Origin of the sequence: Mucilaginibacter sediminis (assembly GCF_051903035.1) — a bacterium.
Taxonomy (GTDB): Bacteria; Bacteroidota; Bacteroidia; order Sphingobacteriales; family Sphingobacteriaceae; genus Mucilaginibacter.
In genome coordinates this window covers 7312957-7331712 of sequence record NZ_CP170602.1, presented here as the reverse complement: position 1 = coordinate 7331712, position 18756 = coordinate 7312957, and the positions used below count along the sequence as shown (strand labels likewise).

At 43.4% G+C, this 18756-nt stretch carries 12 protein-coding genes; all 12 read right to left on the bottom strand.

The window, feature by feature from the left end:
• Position 1: 1 nt before the first annotated feature.
• Positions 2-2581 carry a glycoside hydrolase family 95 protein gene (locus ACFGVS_RS30560; RefSeq protein ID WP_439696874.1) on the bottom strand — a complete coding sequence of 860 codons (2580 nt, stop codon included), beginning with the start codon at positions 2579-2581 and terminating at the stop codon, positions 2-4.
• Position 2582: 1 nt separating this feature from the next.
• A complete protein-coding gene (locus ACFGVS_RS30555; protein ID WP_439696873.1) occupies positions 2583-3428 on the bottom strand; it encodes an SMP-30/gluconolactonase/LRE family protein in 846 nt (281 codons plus the stop codon).
• A gap of 28 nt (positions 3429-3456) precedes the next feature.
• Complete coding sequence (locus ACFGVS_RS30550; RefSeq protein ID WP_439696872.1) at positions 3457-5511, bottom strand: hypothetical protein; 2055 nt, start codon at positions 5509-5511, stop codon at positions 3457-3459.
• A 26-nt stretch (positions 5512-5537) separates the two neighbouring features.
• The gene (locus ACFGVS_RS30545) at positions 5538-7139 is read right to left on the bottom strand and encodes a glycoside hydrolase family 28 protein (RefSeq protein WP_439696871.1); all 1602 of its coding nucleotides are present in this window, start codon (positions 7137-7139) and stop codon (positions 5538-5540) included.
• Positions 7140-7141: 2 nt separating this feature from the next.
• Positions 7142-8365: a glycoside hydrolase family 88/105 protein gene (locus tag ACFGVS_RS30540; RefSeq protein WP_439696870.1), complete on the bottom strand. Its 1224-nt coding sequence runs from the start codon at positions 8363-8365 to the stop codon at positions 7142-7144.
• Between the two features lie 26 nt (positions 8366-8391).
• On the bottom strand, positions 8392-8835 hold the full coding sequence (locus tag ACFGVS_RS30535; protein ID WP_439696869.1) for a c-type cytochrome: 444 nt from the start codon (positions 8833-8835) through the stop codon (positions 8392-8394).
• 8 nt (positions 8836-8843) lie between these two features.
• Positions 8844-10127, bottom strand: coding sequence for a PQQ-dependent sugar dehydrogenase (locus tag ACFGVS_RS30530; protein WP_439696868.1), 1284 nt, complete (start codon positions 10125-10127; stop codon positions 8844-8846).
• Positions 10128-10143: 16 nt separating this feature from the next.
• Positions 10144-11700 (bottom strand): rhamnogalacturonidase, encoded by a 1557-nt coding sequence (locus ACFGVS_RS30525; protein ID WP_439696867.1) that lies wholly within the window; start codon positions 11698-11700, stop codon positions 10144-10146.
• A 174-nt stretch (positions 11701-11874) separates the two neighbouring features.
• The gene (locus tag ACFGVS_RS30520; protein WP_274208838.1) at positions 11875-13584 is read right to left on the bottom strand and encodes a RagB/SusD family nutrient uptake outer membrane protein; all 1710 of its coding nucleotides are present in this window, start codon (positions 13582-13584) and stop codon (positions 11875-11877) included.
• A gap of 11 nt (positions 13585-13595) precedes the next feature.
• Positions 13596-16961 (bottom strand): SusC/RagA family TonB-linked outer membrane protein, encoded by a 3366-nt coding sequence (locus ACFGVS_RS30515; protein WP_439696866.1) that lies wholly within the window; start codon positions 16959-16961, stop codon positions 13596-13598.
• Between the two features lie 165 nt (positions 16962-17126).
• On the bottom strand, positions 17127-18014 hold the full coding sequence (locus tag ACFGVS_RS30510; RefSeq protein WP_439696865.1) for a FecR family protein: 888 nt from the start codon (positions 18012-18014) through the stop codon (positions 17127-17129).
• Positions 18015-18111: 97 nt separating this feature from the next.
• Complete coding sequence (locus ACFGVS_RS30505) at positions 18112-18675, bottom strand: RNA polymerase sigma factor (protein WP_274208841.1); 564 nt, start codon at positions 18673-18675, stop codon at positions 18112-18114.
• Positions 18676-18756 lie beyond the last annotated feature (81 nt).

Here is an 18756-nt window from a genome sequence, read left to right as displayed (position 1 = left end):
GTTAGTTAGGTATAATGGTATAGGTTTTACCTTTTTCTGTAGCAAAATCAATTATATAACCTTTATTAAAGGATACATCCGGCAGTTTGGCGTCATCTGCCTGCTGGTAAACCGGTGTTACCGGCGGCGTATCTAAAATATTTTTGTTGATACCTGTAGCCGCTTTGCTGCCTACCTCAACCACTTTTACAGGTATCGGGGTTCGTAAGCGGCAATTGCCCCCAACAATTGACTTGATCAGCGCTTTACTCAACTTTCCCTTTTTCCAGTCAATCGCTACCTCAAAGTTTCCGCGGGCTTTGATGCCTTTAATGCTGCCATCGGCCCAGGCATCGGGCAGGGCGGGTAACAATTCTATTTCACCATCCTGGCTTTGCAACAGCATTTCGGTCATACCGGCCGTACCTCCAAAATTTCCGTCGATCTGGAAGGGCGGATGGGCGTCAAACAAATTGGGATAAGTGCCACCGCCGCTCATTTGTCCTTTTTTTTGCAATGGGTCCATATAGTTAAATGCTGCGCCCAATATTTTATAGGCATGGTTGCCATCATGCATCCTCGACCACCAGTTCACTTTCCAGGCCATTGACCAGCCTGTGCTTACATCGCCCCTGTAAATCATTGATTGTTTTGCCGCGGCAGCCAACTGGGGCGTATTAAACACAGAGATCTGCCTGCCTGGAAACAAACTAAACAAATGCGATATATGCCGGTGTGTATCCGTGGTATCGTCCCAATCCTGGAACCACTCCTGTATCTGGCCATGTTTACCTATATGAAATGGATAAAGCTTATCATAAGCGGCTTTTACCTGAGCTGCAAACATTTTATCGGTACCCAATATCTCCGCGCTGCTTATACAATCCTGGAACAACTCGCGGATGATAGACATATCCATAGTAGAAGCCATACTTACCTGGTATTCCTTACCACTGATTTTAATGGTATTTTCGGGCGAGGTAGAAGGATTTGTTACCAGGTAACCTGTTTTAGGATCGGTTACCAGCCAGTGCAACATAAACTGTGCAGCGCCTTTAATAATAGGGTATGCGGTTTTGCTCAAAAAAAGCTTGTTGCCGGTAAAAAGGTAATGATCATATAAATGAAGACTCATCCAGGCGCCGCCCATTGGCCAGGCTGTCCAGCGCACCGCGCTCCTGGGGTCGTGGTCAAAATTACCAACGGTTGATGTTTTAGCCCAGATATCGCTGTTATGATGCTGTACCCAGCCTTCATTAATGTTATAATTTACTTTGGCTGTAATTGCGCCGTTCACGGCAAGCTCTTTCAGAAAATCAAATAAGGGTTGGTGGCACTCCGAAAGGTTGGTGTTTTCGGCCAGCCAGTAATTCATTTCGGTATTGATGTTGGTAGTATAATTACTGCCCCATGGCGGTATCACCTGGTCGTTCCAGATGCCCTGGAGGTTGGCGGGCGCACTGCCGGGTCTTGAGCTGGCAATCAGCAAATAACGCCCAAACTGGTAATACAGGGTTTGTAATTGCTTATCGGGATTAGCTACACTGAAACTTCTGAGCCGTTCGTCCGTAGGTTGCTTTACCATACCGGCATCTGTACCCAAATTAAAGTCGACCCGTTTAAAAAGGCGTTGATAATCCGCAATGTGCCTTTGTTTGAGCTGTTCGTACGTTTTTTGCAATGCGGCAAACATGCTGGCATTGGCCTCAATGGCCGGGTCTTTACCCTGCAGCCCCGGCGATTTATTAAAACCGTTAAAGCTGGTTGCCTCGGTTAAATAAAGTATAACCTGGTTGGCGCCTGTAACCTGTAATGCGTTGCTATCGGCTATCACCCGCCCGCCATTATTTTTTATTTTGAGGTTGATCTGGAAACTCATGCCCTCCCCTTTAGGCTCGTCATAAATTATCTGCCGTGGTTCGGATTCCCGGTTGGCCACATAACTCGGGGCTTTACCCTTTAAAATCAGCTTATTGCTACCATCCATTTCGATGCCGAAGTGCAGCTTGCTTTGCAAATTGGCTGTGAAATTAATAGCGCCTTTTTTATCCGCGGTGATGCGTACCACCATTACTTTATCCGGGTAGCTTATAAATGTTTCCCGTTGATAATGCACGCCGTCAGCCTCAAACCGCAAGTTCGAAACCGCGTTATTTAAGTTCAGGTCGCGGTAGTAATGTATACTGTCTTTCAGGTTAAAGTTAAGCAGCAGATCGCCCAGGGGCAGATACCTGGCTGTGTATGGCCCTTGTAAATACTTTTTCCATATCTCTGCCGCTTTTTCAAAATCGTTATCAAACACAGCCTTTCGTACTTCGGGCAAATGCGCTGATGCCTGAGGATTGTTCCCGGCTTCGGGGTAGCCCGACCACAGGTTATGGTCGTTAAGCTGGTAATGCTCGTGGTTAACACCGCCAAACACCATAGCTCCGGTGGTGGCATTACCCAGGGGCAAGGCCTCTTCCCAGGCAACAGCCGGTTTGGTATACCACAGTTTTAAATAGGCATCGGTGTTGTGTGTTTGCGCCGTTGCAAGTTGAGTACTTACCAAACCTGCAACAACCAAATATATTTTTGGAAAACGTATTTTACAAAACCTCATATTATTTAACTGTTGTTAACTTAAAGGCTATTACCTTTTTAGCCCAAAAGGTAGGCACATACAAAATGTGTTTCACTGTATCGTAAGCCAGGTCGGCAGTATTTATCTTTTGCTCCTGTGTATCAAGCAGGGTTTCTATTTTACCATCGGCAGTTACATAAAATATATGTCCCGACCAGCAGGTGATCAGGAAATCGCCGTTACCAACAGGTTCAAGGCCATCGCCTCCGCAGCTTAGCATGGTTATTTGTGTTAAATTACCCTGGCTATCTGCTTTCATAAATTTTTGGCCACCCAATATATAAAGATCGGTACCGATAGCTTTAAGCCCGTTTACACCGCTTACGTTTGTTAAAAACGTGCTTGCATGACCGTTTTCAATACGGTGTATTTTTTTTGTTTTACTATCTGATACATAAACAACGCCTTTATCATTAACAGTAATATCATTTAAAGCTTTGGCACTATCAATAGCAATCTTATTTTTAACCTTACCCGTATTAATATCAATAACTACCACCTCCGACAGATCTGCGGCGTACAACTCATTACCAAACCGCCCCAATCCTTTAGGTGCATTTAAACCGGTTGTAAAATCAAGATTAGTAACTTTTCCATCAACCGTAATTTTGGCTACACCTCCTTTACCATCAACCGCGTTAGGGTTTCCATCTATCTCTGACACATATAATATACCTTTTTTTAAATCCGGCAAAACTGATTCGGGAACCCTTATAACTGTATCCGTTTCCCAAAGCTTTTTCAGTTGATGTGTTTGGGCATTACTGTCATAAACAGTAACTACCATTAAAACAGGCAATATGTATTTAAAAAGTTTGCTCTTCATAGTTATATTATTTGTTTGGTATTGATACTTATAAAGTGACCGCTTGTGTACCCCCGTCATTTACTTTGTATTTGATGGTTTTGCTACCCTCGGTTATGGTAATATTTAACTTCTCCTTATTCAACCTCGATATTTTAAGGTTGAACACGTGCCCGAAGGAATGGATGTTATTCAATGCCATTTCATTCCAGCCATTTGGCAGCCTTGGTGTGCAATTGAAGCTATTAAAGCCTGTTGGCCGCATACCAAATAAGCCTTCGGTGAATATTCTGCAATAAAGTCCGCTCTCGGCAGATAAATGTCTTTGGTTTCCTTCGGGATAGGCTTCTACCGGGTAGGGCACATGCTCTCCCAATAGTCGCCTGCGCGAATAATAGCGCAGGTATTCCATTGCTTTTTCTGTTTTACCAGCCTGCAATACACCGCGAAGTGCATACAGGGTTGAGCGGTCCCAAAAAGTTTCTTTGCCTGCCTCGGTAGCCAATCCATCAGCCGTCCATAAGCGGGGCGAAAACAGGGCTTGGATGGTTCCTTCGCTCCTATCTAAAATACCCATGGTAAGGGGCAGGCAGATCCAGGCACGCAGTACATCATTGGTTTCGTAGTATTTGTAGGTTTTAAAGCCTTCTATGGTTGTCCCGAAGTATTTTTCGATATTACTTTTAAGCGTTGCCGCTTGTTTTAAATATTCGTCTGTTTGTGCTTTTGGCTGACGCAATTGTTTGCCAAGGTAAGCCGCCGATATCAACGCATCATAATAAAGGCTATTGGTTGACAGGTTGGCTTTACCAGATGGAAAGCGACCTTCCAACTCATCATGATCTGAAGTAACCACGCCCCGGTCGTTTAGTTTCCGGTGACTATATTCCAGGCACCAGGTAATGAGCGGCCACAATACTTTTGCAGAATCTGGGCGGCCATAGGTTAATGCATACCGCGAAGCGCCATAGGCAATCATAGACTGGTCGCCACGGTCACCCGCGCCTTTCCATACGGCGTCGCCTTCGGCAACTATGGAGCTGGGTATGGGTTTGTACTCCGGGTTCATATACCTGGCAAATAAGCGGTAGCAAGTCATGGCCGACAGGTTGCCGATACTATCTCCCGAAAACGCGAAGAAGGGACTAATATACTCGGCCTGGTCATTTGCCCAGATCGCAGCATAGTATGCCAGCCCGCCCGGCCCATGCAGGTAGCCTGCTTTGGTTTTGTAAATACTCTCTGTCCCCCTGATTTTGGCAAAGGAGAACGCAGTATTTAATAAAGTATCGGGTGTTTTTAATTGCAGCGGTGATAAAATTGTATTTACACGGTTTTCACGGGCTTTTTCTTCCGCATCTGCGTTAACCGTAATAGGCTGACCAGGAAAATCTGTTGCCAAATAATAAACCGCGAAAGTTGTATGCTCACCGGCTTGCACTATACGGCTGCCACTATTCGCAGATCCCATTATAATGGAATGGGGCCTTACTTTACTTTTAAGACTATCCGTCCTGACCTCATGCCGCAAATACTCCATGGAAATGGTGACCGGTTTATCGGTAATATTAGTAAACACAAACTTTTCAATAGCCATAGGTTTATCTACCGAGGGGAAAATACTCCGTTCAATTTTTACCAGCGCCGGATTGCTCGTTGTCGCCTCAATCCGCATAATGCCTTTGTGGCTGATGCTTTTGATATTATAGGAAAGATCGCCCGATTTTTTCCCGCTGGCCAAATCAGTTTTTAACTGCCGGTTATTAATGTAAAACCGGGGCAGCCCGCTATCCGGGAAAGTATAATCAATATGGGTACGGGTGCCATCGGGCAGCATCCTGAATGTTGGGAACACCACCGTTCGCAAAATAGACGATCTGCCAGCGCTATCTAACCCATACTGAACCCAAACAGATACTTTCTCTCCCGACATTTCTATATGATCTGTATGCGGTAACCTGCCGTTAATGGTCCATTTGATACTTCCATCTGGTTGTATGGCCCAACGGTCGGTTTGTTTTGGTAAAGCGCTCTGCTGGGCATAAAGCCTGCAGGGCAGTAGAAAAACTAAGCCTAAAAACACTTTGCAAATATTTGCCTTCATTTTATATTGATCATCAATGTGTTATTCTAATCCAAAACAACTGTTCCGGCTTTCAGATCGGCAGATAGCTCAACCTTTTTTTGTATGCCGGGGATTTTATTTTCCAGGATATGTATATCACGGCTTGCATTGCCTTCAACACGTACAAATGAATCTGCAGACCCGGCTACCGTGGTATTATTTATGCGCGCCCCGGCAACATTCTCTAACCTTATTATAGCCTGGCCTCCGGTAGTTTCGGGAATGATGCAGGAATTAAGCGCTATGTTTTCCCCATCTTCACAGATAATGGCTGGCCGAAGATCATTATGGCTTAGCGTAAATTTTACATTGCTTACCTTTAGTCCATCTACATGCCTGGCCCAAACACCGTAGGCCGGTACCAGTGGACCAAATGTTTTTACTTCGGGATATTTATCAATGGCCTCGGGCACAACCTGCCGGGCATTTTCGTTACTTCCGCCGCCTGCAAGGTTTATCTCTATGTTTTCTAATACCAGGTTTTTAATGTTATGCCCTGGGATACCCGTTATAAGGATACCCGATGGCGGCATCAGCTGTGTGTTATCTGCCGCTTTTGCTTTTACATTTTTGATGGTTACGTTTTCGAGCGTCCCTATAGGTTGCTGACTATCCTGATCTTTACGGAATACACTTAACCTGGCACCTAAACGAATGAGTATTGGCGTTTTTACCTCAACCATGGTAATATCGCTGATTTGAATGTTCCTGATATTTGCACCATCAACCGAAAGTAGCTTTATACCGCCATTGGCTGTATCGTAAATATAACATTGCGATATGTTGATGTTCTCAAATGCCGCCATGGATTCAGTTCCGATCTTGATAGCTCCCTGGCCGCTTTTTAACCGCAGGCCCGAAACAACAATGTCTTTACAGGCCATTTTGCTTGATGTTGTTTTAAAACACAAAGCGTCATCGCCGCTTTCCACATCACAATTTTTAATAGTAACATCCTGGCAGCCATCTATATCCATGCCATCATTGTGCGCTACGCCCCTGCTTACAATTTTTACATTTTTAATGCTTACCTGTTTGCATTGAAAGTAATGAGATGTCCAGGCTGCGGCGTAATTTAGGGTAACACCATTTAAAGCAACGTTTTGGCAGCGCACAATACGCAATAAAAATGGACGCCTGCCCCAGCGTTGCGACTCGGCGCGTGTATCAGTTAATATTTGCTGCGCTTTGAGTTTTGATCCCTGGCCATCAATGGTACCCTCGCCCGCTATGCCTATATTTTTTTTATCAACTGCTACAACCAGCGCCCAACCAACACTTATGCCAAGCCCATCCACAAACGGATCAAGATTTTTATAATCGTTAACATCGGTGCTGCCTAATAAAACAGCGCCTTTGTTTAGCTGCAGGGTAATATTATCATTCAGTGCGATTGTGCCTGTTAAAAACACTCCCGAAGGAATAATAACTTTACCACCACCGCTTTTATAACAAGCGTCAATTGCTTTTTGAATAGCCGCGGTATTTAATGTTGTACCATCGCCTACAGCACCGTAAGCAGAGATATCCACATTGGCCGCAAACAAACTTAAATTACATGCTGCTGTAAGGATAATACCCAACAATAGCCTGGTTAGCTTGTACATGGTTATTTTTTCCTTTCTGCTTTAAGCATTTCGGTTCCGGCCAATAATAAGGCTCCTAAACCATGTGTATCGTTTAGCTCGGTTGGCCTGGTGTAGTAAAATTTAATATCGGTATCCATGTTGGTACCGATACAAACATCCTGCAATTCTCCGGCGGCCGTAATTTTGGTTTTTAACCCATCCCATCCTTCGCGGGCTATTGCTAAATATTTTTCATTGATCCAGCCCTGGTTTACTGCACGTGCTACGGCATATGTATACATAGCTGTAACTGATGTTTCCAGGTATGAATCGGGTTTATCCAATAACTGGTGCCATAAACCGGTTTGATCCTGGTAGCGGGAGTAACCTACAATTTGCCTCAACAGCAATTTGATCAGCTCGGGGCGTTTGGGATGGTTTGCCGGCAAATTGTTTAACAACTCAACCTGTGCCATGGCTATCCAGCCATTGCTGCGGCCCCAGTGACCTACGCCATTGGTTTGATCGTCAGAATAATAATTATGAAAGAAAAGGCCGGTAGCAGAATCATAAAGATATTTATTAAAATTCTCTACCTGTTTTATCGCGTCATCAAAATATTTGCTGTCGCCTGTAAGCTTGCCCATACGTGCTAAAAACGGGATGCTCATAAACATATCATCGGCCCAAAGGGTACCAAAACGAGGCTGCGGGCGGGCAAGCGTGCCATCAGACAAACGCATCTGTTTAGTTAAAATATAAGCTGCGGACCTTTCTAAATAGGCCTGGTAATCTTTTCTTTGTGCCAGCGCATTTACATCAAACAACCCGGCAGACATTGCTCCACAAGCGTCGAGGTTGGTGATATTGAATACCGAACCATATTCTACCCTCGGGGTTGTTTTAGCTTTGTAAAGGGCTTCAAAATAGTTAAGGTTATCAAAAATGAATTCAAAGTTGTGCTGCGAATATTCCGAGTACTTTTTATCCTTAAGCACATCGGCAGTTTGCACCATGCCAATGGCTAAAACACCGTTTACATAAGCCCACTTATTGTATTTGCTATCCGCTTTAATGTCAGCCGATGATGCCAATCCTTTTGTAGAATCGTATTTTTCTTTGGTACTGGAATTGATAAATTTAAATGAGGTGTTCTGAACTATATTGTCGGCAACCTTGCGAACAACTGCTTCGGTGTTGGTATCCTGCCCAAATGCTATCGCCGGGCAAACCATTAGTAATAAGTATAAAAATGATTTCATCATATTGAGGTATCTGTTTTAAAAAGGATTTATTTTTTATTAGCGGCTCTTACAGCTTTTACCTGTGCCGTACTTATTGCACCCGCTTTATTGGTAAAATTTTTCCTGACATAGGTTAACACGGCAGCAATTTCCTGGTCTTTCAAAAAATCATGTGCCGGCATTACGTTGGAGTATGATTCACCATCAATATCAACGTTTTCTGAAAATCCGTTAAGCACAACCTTAATCAGGCGGGTTTTATCGCCCAGCACATAAGATGTTTTAGTTAACGGCGGATTCATGTTGGGTACCCCGCCCCCATCGGCCTGGTGGCAGGTCAAACAATATTTTACATATACACTTTTGCCGTCAACCACCGGATTAGCGAAGCTCGGCCGGGGCCTAACCCTGGCTTTCGCCGGAGTTTTAACCTGGGCCATTAACTGATAGCAGCTAAAAATGAAGATGATAATCATTAAATATTTTCTCATTGCAGCAATTACTTTTTAGTGTAGATAATGCGGTATATGGTACCTTTTGAATCATCAGTAACATACAAAGAACCATCGGCACCCTGGGCAAGCCCGCAGGGGCGATGATCGGCACGACCAGCGGCGGTTTTTTCGGGTGAACCCGAAAAACCATCTGCAAATACTTCCCAATCGCCGTCGGGCTTTCCATTTTTAAATGGCTGAAAAACTACGAAGTATCCGGCCTGTGGTTCGGGAGCCCTGTTCCATGAGCCATGAAATGCTATAAAAGCGCCGTTTTTATACTTCGCCGGAAATTGATTGCCGGTATAAAACAGCAAACCATTGGGCGCCATATGGCCAGGATAGGCGGCAGCCGGATCAAGAAATTTAGCATCGGCTTCTTTTTTTCCATCGCCGCCATACTCAGGGGCTAGTATTTTTTTATGCTGAATCTGGTCATAGTACATAAACGGCCAGCCTGCATTATCACCCTTTTTAAGGGCATATAAACATTCGGCCGGTAGCTCGGCAGATTGTTTGGTGGTATATAGTTCGGGCCACGAGCTGTTGAGGTTATCCCTGCCATGCTGCATTACAAAAAGCTGGTTGTCCTGCTGGTTCCAGTCCATACCAACCATATTTCTTAGCCCGGTTGCATATCGCACACCATCTCCATAGGTTTGGTTTAATTTGTCGGCTTTAAACTGCCACACCCCTCCCATCGAATCCAAAATAGGGCAGCCCGGTATACCGGGTGAATGTAACCCGCGGTCTTTTTCCTGGCATGAATTAAACCAGGCGCCTATGTTTACATAAATGTTGTCATCGTTATCCAATGCAAACGATTTGGTTTCGTGCTGGCGGCCCGCCTTTAAACCGGTAATTATTTTTTCGGGCTGATCGGGGTTAATAACTTCATTTTTATCATTCACCTTATACCTGAATACCTCGGTATTGGATGAAGCATACAGGTAACCGTTTTTTAAATAAACTTCGGTACCACCGTAAGTACCAAAGCCCGATTTGAGTTCGGCCTTGCCATTTACAGCTTCATGAAATACTAAAATACCTTTACCTTCTTTGTTAACCTTTGCAAGCTTTACATAAATATCGCCTTGTGGCGTAACCACCAAATGCCTTGCCTTGGCACCGGTCTCGGCAACTTTTAAGGCGCCAAATCCGGCGGGCAATTTTAAACCGGCATTATCGGCATCGGGTATTACATCGGCTGCCGGTTTTTGGGCATAAAGTGTTACGCTTACTACAAGCGCCGTAAGTATTATTATTGACCTGGATAGTTTACTTTTCATGCAATTATTTATTTTATTAAAGTTCCTTTTTATTCACATCCGCCATCCTGGTGTTTGCTACCGGCAGGCTGTTGTATATGTTAAAATCTTTTACTTCATTTAAAACAAATGCTGGTGAATTGGCCGCTTTCTGCGCTTTAATATGCTGAAAATCGGCACCGGTTACATGGTCAAGTATAAATGCCGGGCGAAGATCCTCATCAATATAACTTACCTCCACATCGTTCATTTTCAGATCTTTAACATTGCGGATAAAGAAACCATAGGATGGCATTGTACCAAAACGGTATGGTTCGGGATATTCTTTTTCTAAACCGGGCACTTCACGTGTTGATTGCTCTTTAGTACCGCCGCCTTTATAATAGATCCGGATATTGCTTAACCGTAAGTCTTCAATATCATGGCCGGGGATTCCGCTTATGATTGCGCCATGCTTATTATCAGCATTATAACATACCACATTACTGATGATAACCCGTCTGAGTGCGCCAACAGGTGTACCTTCGGGTCCGCGCATACGTGCCCCAAGGCGAACAAAAATGGGTGCGTTTACAATATCGCGCATAGTAATGTTAGTAATGGTAACATCTTCTAAAAGCGCGCCATCAACAGTTTCAAGAGCCAAGCCACGGCAATAATCAAATACGCAATTTGAAATAGTGACATTCTTAAATCCGCCATTTGATTCGGTGCCCATTTTTATACGGCCTGTAGGATTACCATCGGAGTATTTCTTTTCGTTCCGTTTAAAAGTGCCGTCTAAAAACGAACCTTCATCATAACCGCTTACCTGGCAGTTGGTAATGGTAACGTTTTCTGTAGCGCGGGCAAAGCCAAGGCCAAAGGTGCTTTTCAAACATATACCATCATCATAGGGAGAGTTAACGCTGCAGTTAGAAATACGCACATTACGGCAACAGTCAATATCCATCCCGTCGCGGTTGGTATCCATCTTCACATTATCAATAGTAAAGTTATCTATCCCGGTAGCCAGGATGCCAAACCAGCCGCCATGCAATATGGATATGTCTTTAATGATTACATTGCGGCATAAATAAAGGCTGATTGTTTTGTTCGGGCGCTTGTCGTCCTCTCCTTTATTACTCCGTACCAGGTCTTTTCCCCAAAGGGTGCCAGGACCTAATATGGAAATATCATGCAGGTTTTCGCCCCATATCAAACTGTTATGCCAATGCCTGTGCCCAAAATCCTGGTATTTGTTGTCGATCTTATCCTCGGGTAAATCATAACCGGATTCATCGGTAATGGGGGCCGCAATGATAGTGGCCCCCTGATCAATATATAAAGAGATATTGCTTTGAAGATGGATAGATCCGCATAAGTAATTGCCTGCCGGAAAGTAAACAGTGCCCCCACCAGCTGTTGCCGCTGCATCTATTGCTTTATTAATCCCTTTGGTATCAATGGTTTTACCATCCCCTTTTACCCCGTAGAGTTTTACGTTATAGGGTGATGTTTCGGGTGCCGGATAAACGCCGGCAAAAGCTGTAAGGCCATAAAAAAACAAAAGAAAAGTAAAAAGAATACCAGGAGCCGGGTTATGCTTTTTCATATATAGTTTTAATTATTGCGTTCTGTTTGTTATAAATAGATGTTAAGTGAACCCTGTATTAAGTCACCAGTTTTTAGTCGGTAGTCTCAAGTCGTATTTTGCTTGTTTCTTACTCAGAACTTAAGACTTTCGACTTAAGACTAACCGACAATTTAAGTATGACAAGACACTAACTTACCAACCAGGGTTTTGAGGATAAGGGGTGCCGGTAATAGTGGCATCAATTTGTGTTTGCGGAATTGGGCGCAGCACGTGAAATGGCTTAATGTTACTTTTACCATCGGTGTTATGCAGCTTTACCCTTTCCAGTAACTTACCTGTGCGGGCCAGGTCAAGCCAGCGTACCAGTTCGCCGCATAGCTCTCTTGAGCGCTCATCCAAAATAAAATCCAGTGTGATTTTATCAGCAGTGATATCCATTGCAGCCGCATTGCCCGATGGGTAAGCAGCTCTTTCGCGCACCGCATTGATATACGGTACCGCATCAGCCGCCCGGCCATCCATATATAACGCCTCGGCGGCAATTAAATAGGTTTCGGCCAGCCTGTATATGATGATAGGCCTGCTGGATGGTGAATTTTGATCGGGCCGTTTGGTATCAAAATATTTGATCATGGCCGGCGACAGGGCAATACTGTATTTGCTGGGCGGAATAACCTGGTAACGGTAACCTGCAATTTGACTGGAGGTCATGGCGTAGCCTGGCATCCATATAGCTGTATCGCCTACAGTAAATTTAGGTGCACCCGGTTGTGCGCCTGCCGGAGCGCCTGCCGGTAAAGGATTGGGCCAGTTTGGTATAGATGCAGCATTGTTACACAACCACATGGTTTGAAATGTTTTATTATACCGCTGGTCGTTTATCCTTTCTTTAAACACAGTATCGGTAAGCCAATGGGTAGGTACAGCACGTATATAAGGGCGGCCATAAAGGGTGCTGCGCTGCATACCTGGCTGCACTTCATATTTTGGCGCAAATAAATGGCACAGTAAATTATCGGGGCCGCTATTATTTTGAGTTGGCGAACCATTGTAGGCCAGTGTTGTAGTGTGCTGTACTGTCCATAATATTTCGCTGTTGCTTTCATTGCCTTCGGCAAATACTTTTCCAAAATCCTGTTGCAGCTTAATGCCGGCACCAGGAGCAATATTGGTAATTAAATCAATAGCGTTGGTATAGGCGTTTTTATAATCATCAGCTTGTTTGACCGATGAGCCCGCCCTTGTTAAGTAAACTTTTGCAAGCATATGCTCTGCAGCTGCTTTGGTAGCCCTGCCCGGCTGTACGCCATTGGTTAACGGCCCCACAGGCAAAGCAGCTATGGCATCTTTAAGATCCTGAATTATAAAAGCATATACATCGGCCATCGGCGCGCGCGTGGCAGAAGTTGTTGGGGTTGCCTGAAAACTTTTGTTTAAAGTAACATCGCCCCAAAACTGAACTAATATAAAGTAATAGTTGGCGCGCAGAAACTTAGCCTCGCCAATTAAACTTGCTTTTGTTGCATCATCCAGCCCGGCCGGAGCATTATCAATTAGCCCGTTACAGGTATTGATATAGGTGTAACAGTTTTTCCAGATGCCGGCTACTATTCCATCGGCGGTATTGAAGTTACTGTTGTATTTAACCAGGCCGTTATTGCCATCGTTACCGGCAATAAATTCGTCGGTACCGGGCACGGTCATTTCAAAATAGGTATCAGGTCCCCAAATGGTCCTAAAACCGGCATAGGCTGCCGTAAGCCCCGACATGAAACCCTGTGTTGTTGTAAAAAAAGCTGGGGTTAAGGTTGATTTAGGAGCTTCTACCAATGTTTTTTTACACGAGGTAACAATCAGACCTAAAAATAAACAGCTGTATAAATATATAGATATCCTTTTCATCTTATTTTAATTTAAAGTGTCATGTTAATACCGAATATAAATGACTTTGTGGGAGGAGTATCAATGGCTAAGCTTCCAGCCGTTTCGGGGTCAAGACCGTGAAAAGTATTGCGATACGGCGAAAAAAGTATAAATGGATTTTGCGCCGTTGCATATATTCTTAATGACTTTGCCTTAATACGCTTTGTTATTGATTCGGGCATATAATAACCCAGTGTAGCGCTCCTTATTTTAAGGAAAGTACCATCAAAGTAGCTCAGTAACGATGAGTAAGGTGTATTGGTTGATGCAGAGTTTGGTTTTGGATAAAAATTTTGATGATTGGTTGGGGTCCAGTAATCTTCATTCAGGTTATTATAATTGCCCTGAAAGGTATTAACAAAACCGCCGCTTTGAAATAACCGGGAGGTTATTAAACCGCCTACCCTGTAAACTCCAACTACGGTAAAATCAAAACCCTTGTAGGCTATACGGTTGGTAAATCCACCTGTGTATTTTGGCTGATCTGATCCAAGCACTATCCTGTCGCTTGCACTAATCTTTCCATCCTTATTTACATCTTCTACCCTAATGGTGCCTATAACAGAACCGGTACCTGTTGTGGTAAGCCCAAGGCTTTTTGCCTGCGCCGTATCGGCGGCCGTATTTTGCCAGATTCCCACTTTTTTATAGTCGAAGATGGCATTAATAGACTGACCTACGAAAAGGTTGTTCGCTATGTCCTGCGTAACACCGCTTGCTAATTTGGTTACTGTTCCGCGGTTGAAGGTAATGTTGGCACTGGTAGTCCAGCTAAAGCTGTTTCTGCCGTTACCCTGTATATTAACACTGCTTACGCTTATTTCGATACCCTTGTTTTGCGTTTGGCCAACATTGGTTAAAATGCTGTTGGGGATACCGGATGTTGGCGGTAAAGACAAGGGAAGCAACAACGACCTGGTATATTGATGATAAGCATCAACGGCACCTGTTATCCGTCCGTCAAGAAAACCGAAATCAACACCGGCGTTTAATGTAGATGTATACTCCCAGGTAAGATTGGGATTTGGTACGTTTGTTGGATAGGCCCCGGTGAGGTTGGTAGAGCCAAAGTTATAGTTAACCGACGTTAGCGCACCCAATGTTTGGTATGGGTTAATTGCTGTATTACCAACCGTACCATAGCTTACCCGCAATTTAAGATTTGATAACACATGCGAATCTTTAAACATAGGCTCCTGAGTAATATTCCACGCGGCAGCGGCCGATGGGAACACATGATACTTGTTACCAGGCGCCAGGCGCGATGAACCATCTGAACGCATGGTTAATGTAAGCAGGTATTTATTGGCAAAGCCATAATTTACCCTTGCCATGTAGGATATAATATCCCATTTTGAGTACGAGCCGGATCCGCTCAAATTAGCGCCATACTGCGGGTTAAAATACTGAATACCATCTGACAGAATATTATTATAACTGAATGAGTTAGATTGCGATTGACTTTCCTGCAAACTGTACAGACCAGTAAAATTGATATGGTGCTTTTGAGCAATTGTTTTGTCGTAAGTTAAAATATTTTCAAGCGTATAGTTGTAGCTGTAAGTACTTTGGTTATTTGCTGTAGATGCACCGCCCAGGTTATTGGTGGTTGCGCTGGCGTAGTAATTTCCGTATATATCGGGCCGTATTTCGGCACCACCGTTAAACCTGTATTTTAAGCCCGGCGCCAGGTTAATCTCGGCATAAGCAGTGGTAAATGTTCCAAACCGTTTGCGTGTTTCGGCAACAGCACCTGGAACAAAGTTAGCAAGCGGGTTCCAAACCTGGTTGGCGCTGCCTGCTGTAAACCCTACTAATTTACCGGTAGCATCATCATATGGGGTAGAAAGCGGGCTTGCCCTGAGCGCCTGGCCAAGTGGGTTAGCATTTTCGCCATTGGTATAGCTTAAGGTGTTTAAACTGCTTAAGCCTATTTTAACGTTTTTACCCAATTGCTGATCAATGCTTAATTTGATAGAGTACCGCACGAATGACTGGCCAAAATATATACCGGTTTCGTTATAATACCCGCCAGATATAGCATATTGTGTTAAATCGTTACCACCGGAAACGCCTAACTGGTGGTCGGTAACAAAACCGGTTTTATAAATCAGGTCTTGCCAATCTGTACTGCGTCCGCTTTTAATTGAGGCTACTTCCTGCGGGGCAAAAGAGCCATCGGTTAAAAAGGCCGGATCATCCAAGCCCGAATATTTGCCGGGGTTCCCGTTGATGAGGCCCCATTTTTTAAGGTCTTCAAATTGAGTGCCATTCATTACATTATAATGCCCCATTGGCTTGTTAAAACCGGCGTAACCACTGTAGGTTATTGAAGTACCGCCTTTTTTACCCCGGCGGGTAGAAACCAATAAAACACCGTTAGCACCCCTTGAACCATAAATAGCGGTGGAGGAAGCATCCTTCAATACCTCTAACGATACTATATCATCCGGATTAATATCATTAAGGCTTCCGTTAAAAGGAAGGCCATCAACTACAATCAGTGGTGAATTTGAGGCGTTTATTGACCTGGTGCCCCTGATTAAGATTGATGGCGTAGCTCCCGGATGGCTGTTACCGGCGCTTTTTTGAATATCAACACCTGCGGCCTGCCCCTGTAACGCCTGGCCTATATTTGCGGCCGGAATATCGCGAAGCGCCTGTTCATTAACAGAGACTATTGAACCTGTTATGTCCGACTTTTTCTGAACACCATAACCAACCACTATAACATCGCTCAACGACCTCAAATCGCTTACCATAGTTACATTAATAACGGTTTGGTTGTTAATATTGATTTTTTGTGTTTTATAACCGATAGAAGAAAATATCAACGCTGCCTCCGGAGCAGCTCTTAGCGAATAAGCTCCGTTGGTATTGGTGATAACACCTTTGGTACTGCCTTCAATCACAACTGATACACCCGGTAGGGGGCCGTTTAAATCTGACACCGTGCCCGTAACCGTAATATCGGCCGATTCGGTTTTTATATCCGGTCCTGAAGATTTATCGGTAAACAAGCTCGTTTTTAGTGTTGCTGTTTTGTCGTAAATTACAATACCGTCACTAATTTCTTTAAACGTAAGCTGTGTTTTAGAAAACAGATAGTTAAGGATATTGCTCAGTTTTTCCTCTTTGAACTTATTAGGTTTAACCGAATAACCCTTCAAATCTTCGGGGTTGTAGGAAAATTTGATGCCCGTTTGTTTTTCGAGCTTACTGATGGAGCTCTGCAGACTTTCCTTGCCAAAAGAAATTTTGACAAGCGTGGCCGAAATCTGGCTCTTTGCTGTCTTAGCAAGCAGTAACTGGCAACACACCAGCGAGCATACTATTACAGTTATTGATACTTTCATGAAAAAAGTAAAAAATTTAGTCAATTTTTTTATCATATTTACAAAGTTTTTGTCTTAAAAAACTATGTAAATCATTGGTTTAGCTTGGAACCTGCCAATAACTTACATTAACTCAGTGCCAATGTCTGCTAAGCTTTGCTCATAGACATTGGCATTTTTTATTTACTATTTGTTAGGTATTTTTTCTAAAGAAACCTCCTTTCCCTTTATCGTATAGTTTACGCGATGTATTGTTTTAATAATTTCGAGCACCTGTTGCAGGTTATCATTATTTGAAAAATGAATGGTTGTTGGTAGTGCGTTCAGTTTTGCATGATCGTAGGCGATGTGAATGTTATAGACATTTTCGAGCCTGAGCATCAGTTCGGCAAAAGAAACATCATATAAATTAACCTCGTTTGTTGTCCAGGCGGCTATCTTCCGTGAATCAACTTTGCGAATGATGTGCTGATTGCTTAGCTGATCATAGGAAACTTCATTATCACGAGCAAGCACGCCAAAACTTTCACGATTTTTTCCAACCTCTACGAGTCCCCTTGTTACGGTTACCCTTACATCACTAAGTTTTTTAAAGTATTTGATATTAAAGGCCGTTCCTAAAACACGCGCATGCAAACTGCCATAATGAACAATAAAAGGACTATGTTCGTCGTGTTTTATGTCGAAAAAAGCTTCGCCGTTAATCAACTGAATTTCGCGGGTTTTGTCAAACTTGTCGGGATAACGGATAGTGGAGCCCGAGTTTAACCACACCTTTGACCCGTCGGGTAAGTCAACAATATTGATATGCCCATTTGCCGCAGCAACCGTAACAAAATTGATTTTATTTTTTAAGGAGAGTTTAAGGCCCAATGCTATCGAGCAGCATAAAAGTACAAACGATGCTGCAACGGCATATTTACCCGACGTTGTTTTTATAAAATACCACTTACCATAAATTTCTTTATGAATAGCATTTAACATCTGCTTTTCTATCGCCTGCATAGTTGCCTCATCATGCAGATGTGCTTCACCGCCAATAGGCTTATGACCAGGCTTCAGCCATTTTATCATTATTGTAAAAGTGTATTTGGTTTTTTAAATATCTGCTTACAAGGCAGTTTATGCATTGGCACTTATAATACAAGCGCAACTGGTTTTGGTACCAGATTTATTTTATAAAAAGAAAAGTTATCACAAGGAACACATCCAATCCTGTGCGTAATATTTTAAGCGCGTTAGATATCTGGTTTTTTACAGTACGCGGGGCTATATCAAGCATCTCAGATATTTCGCTGATGGATAAGTTTTGCTGACGGGACAACACAAACACCTGTTGCATTTTACCAGGTAGCTCTTTAATGCGGCCTTCAATTGTATTGGAGAGTTCTTTGGCAATTAAATCGTCTTCGTTGGTAAATTCGTTGCCGCCACTTAATTGCATTAGTTCATCCACTCCCCTCTTTCTGATCGCATCCTTTTTGTGAAAATTAATGATATTATTCTTTAAGGCCCTTAAGAGATACGATGAATTATATTGCTCGGGGCAAAGGGTAAACCTGCATTTCCATAAACTGATAAAAACCGTTTGAACAAGGTCCTTGGCATCATCAGATGAACCCGTTGAACGATAAGCAGCCTGGTATAAGCCCCGCCAGTTTCTTTTATAAAACTCGTCAAAGGCCCGGATATCTCCCTGCTTAATTAATGTTATTAATTCTACTTCAGACAGCATTTCTTATGTATCAAATAATACAGTCTGCTTTTGGCAACTTTGTATTATTAATAATTGGTTTTTATAATTGGTACTGCAATT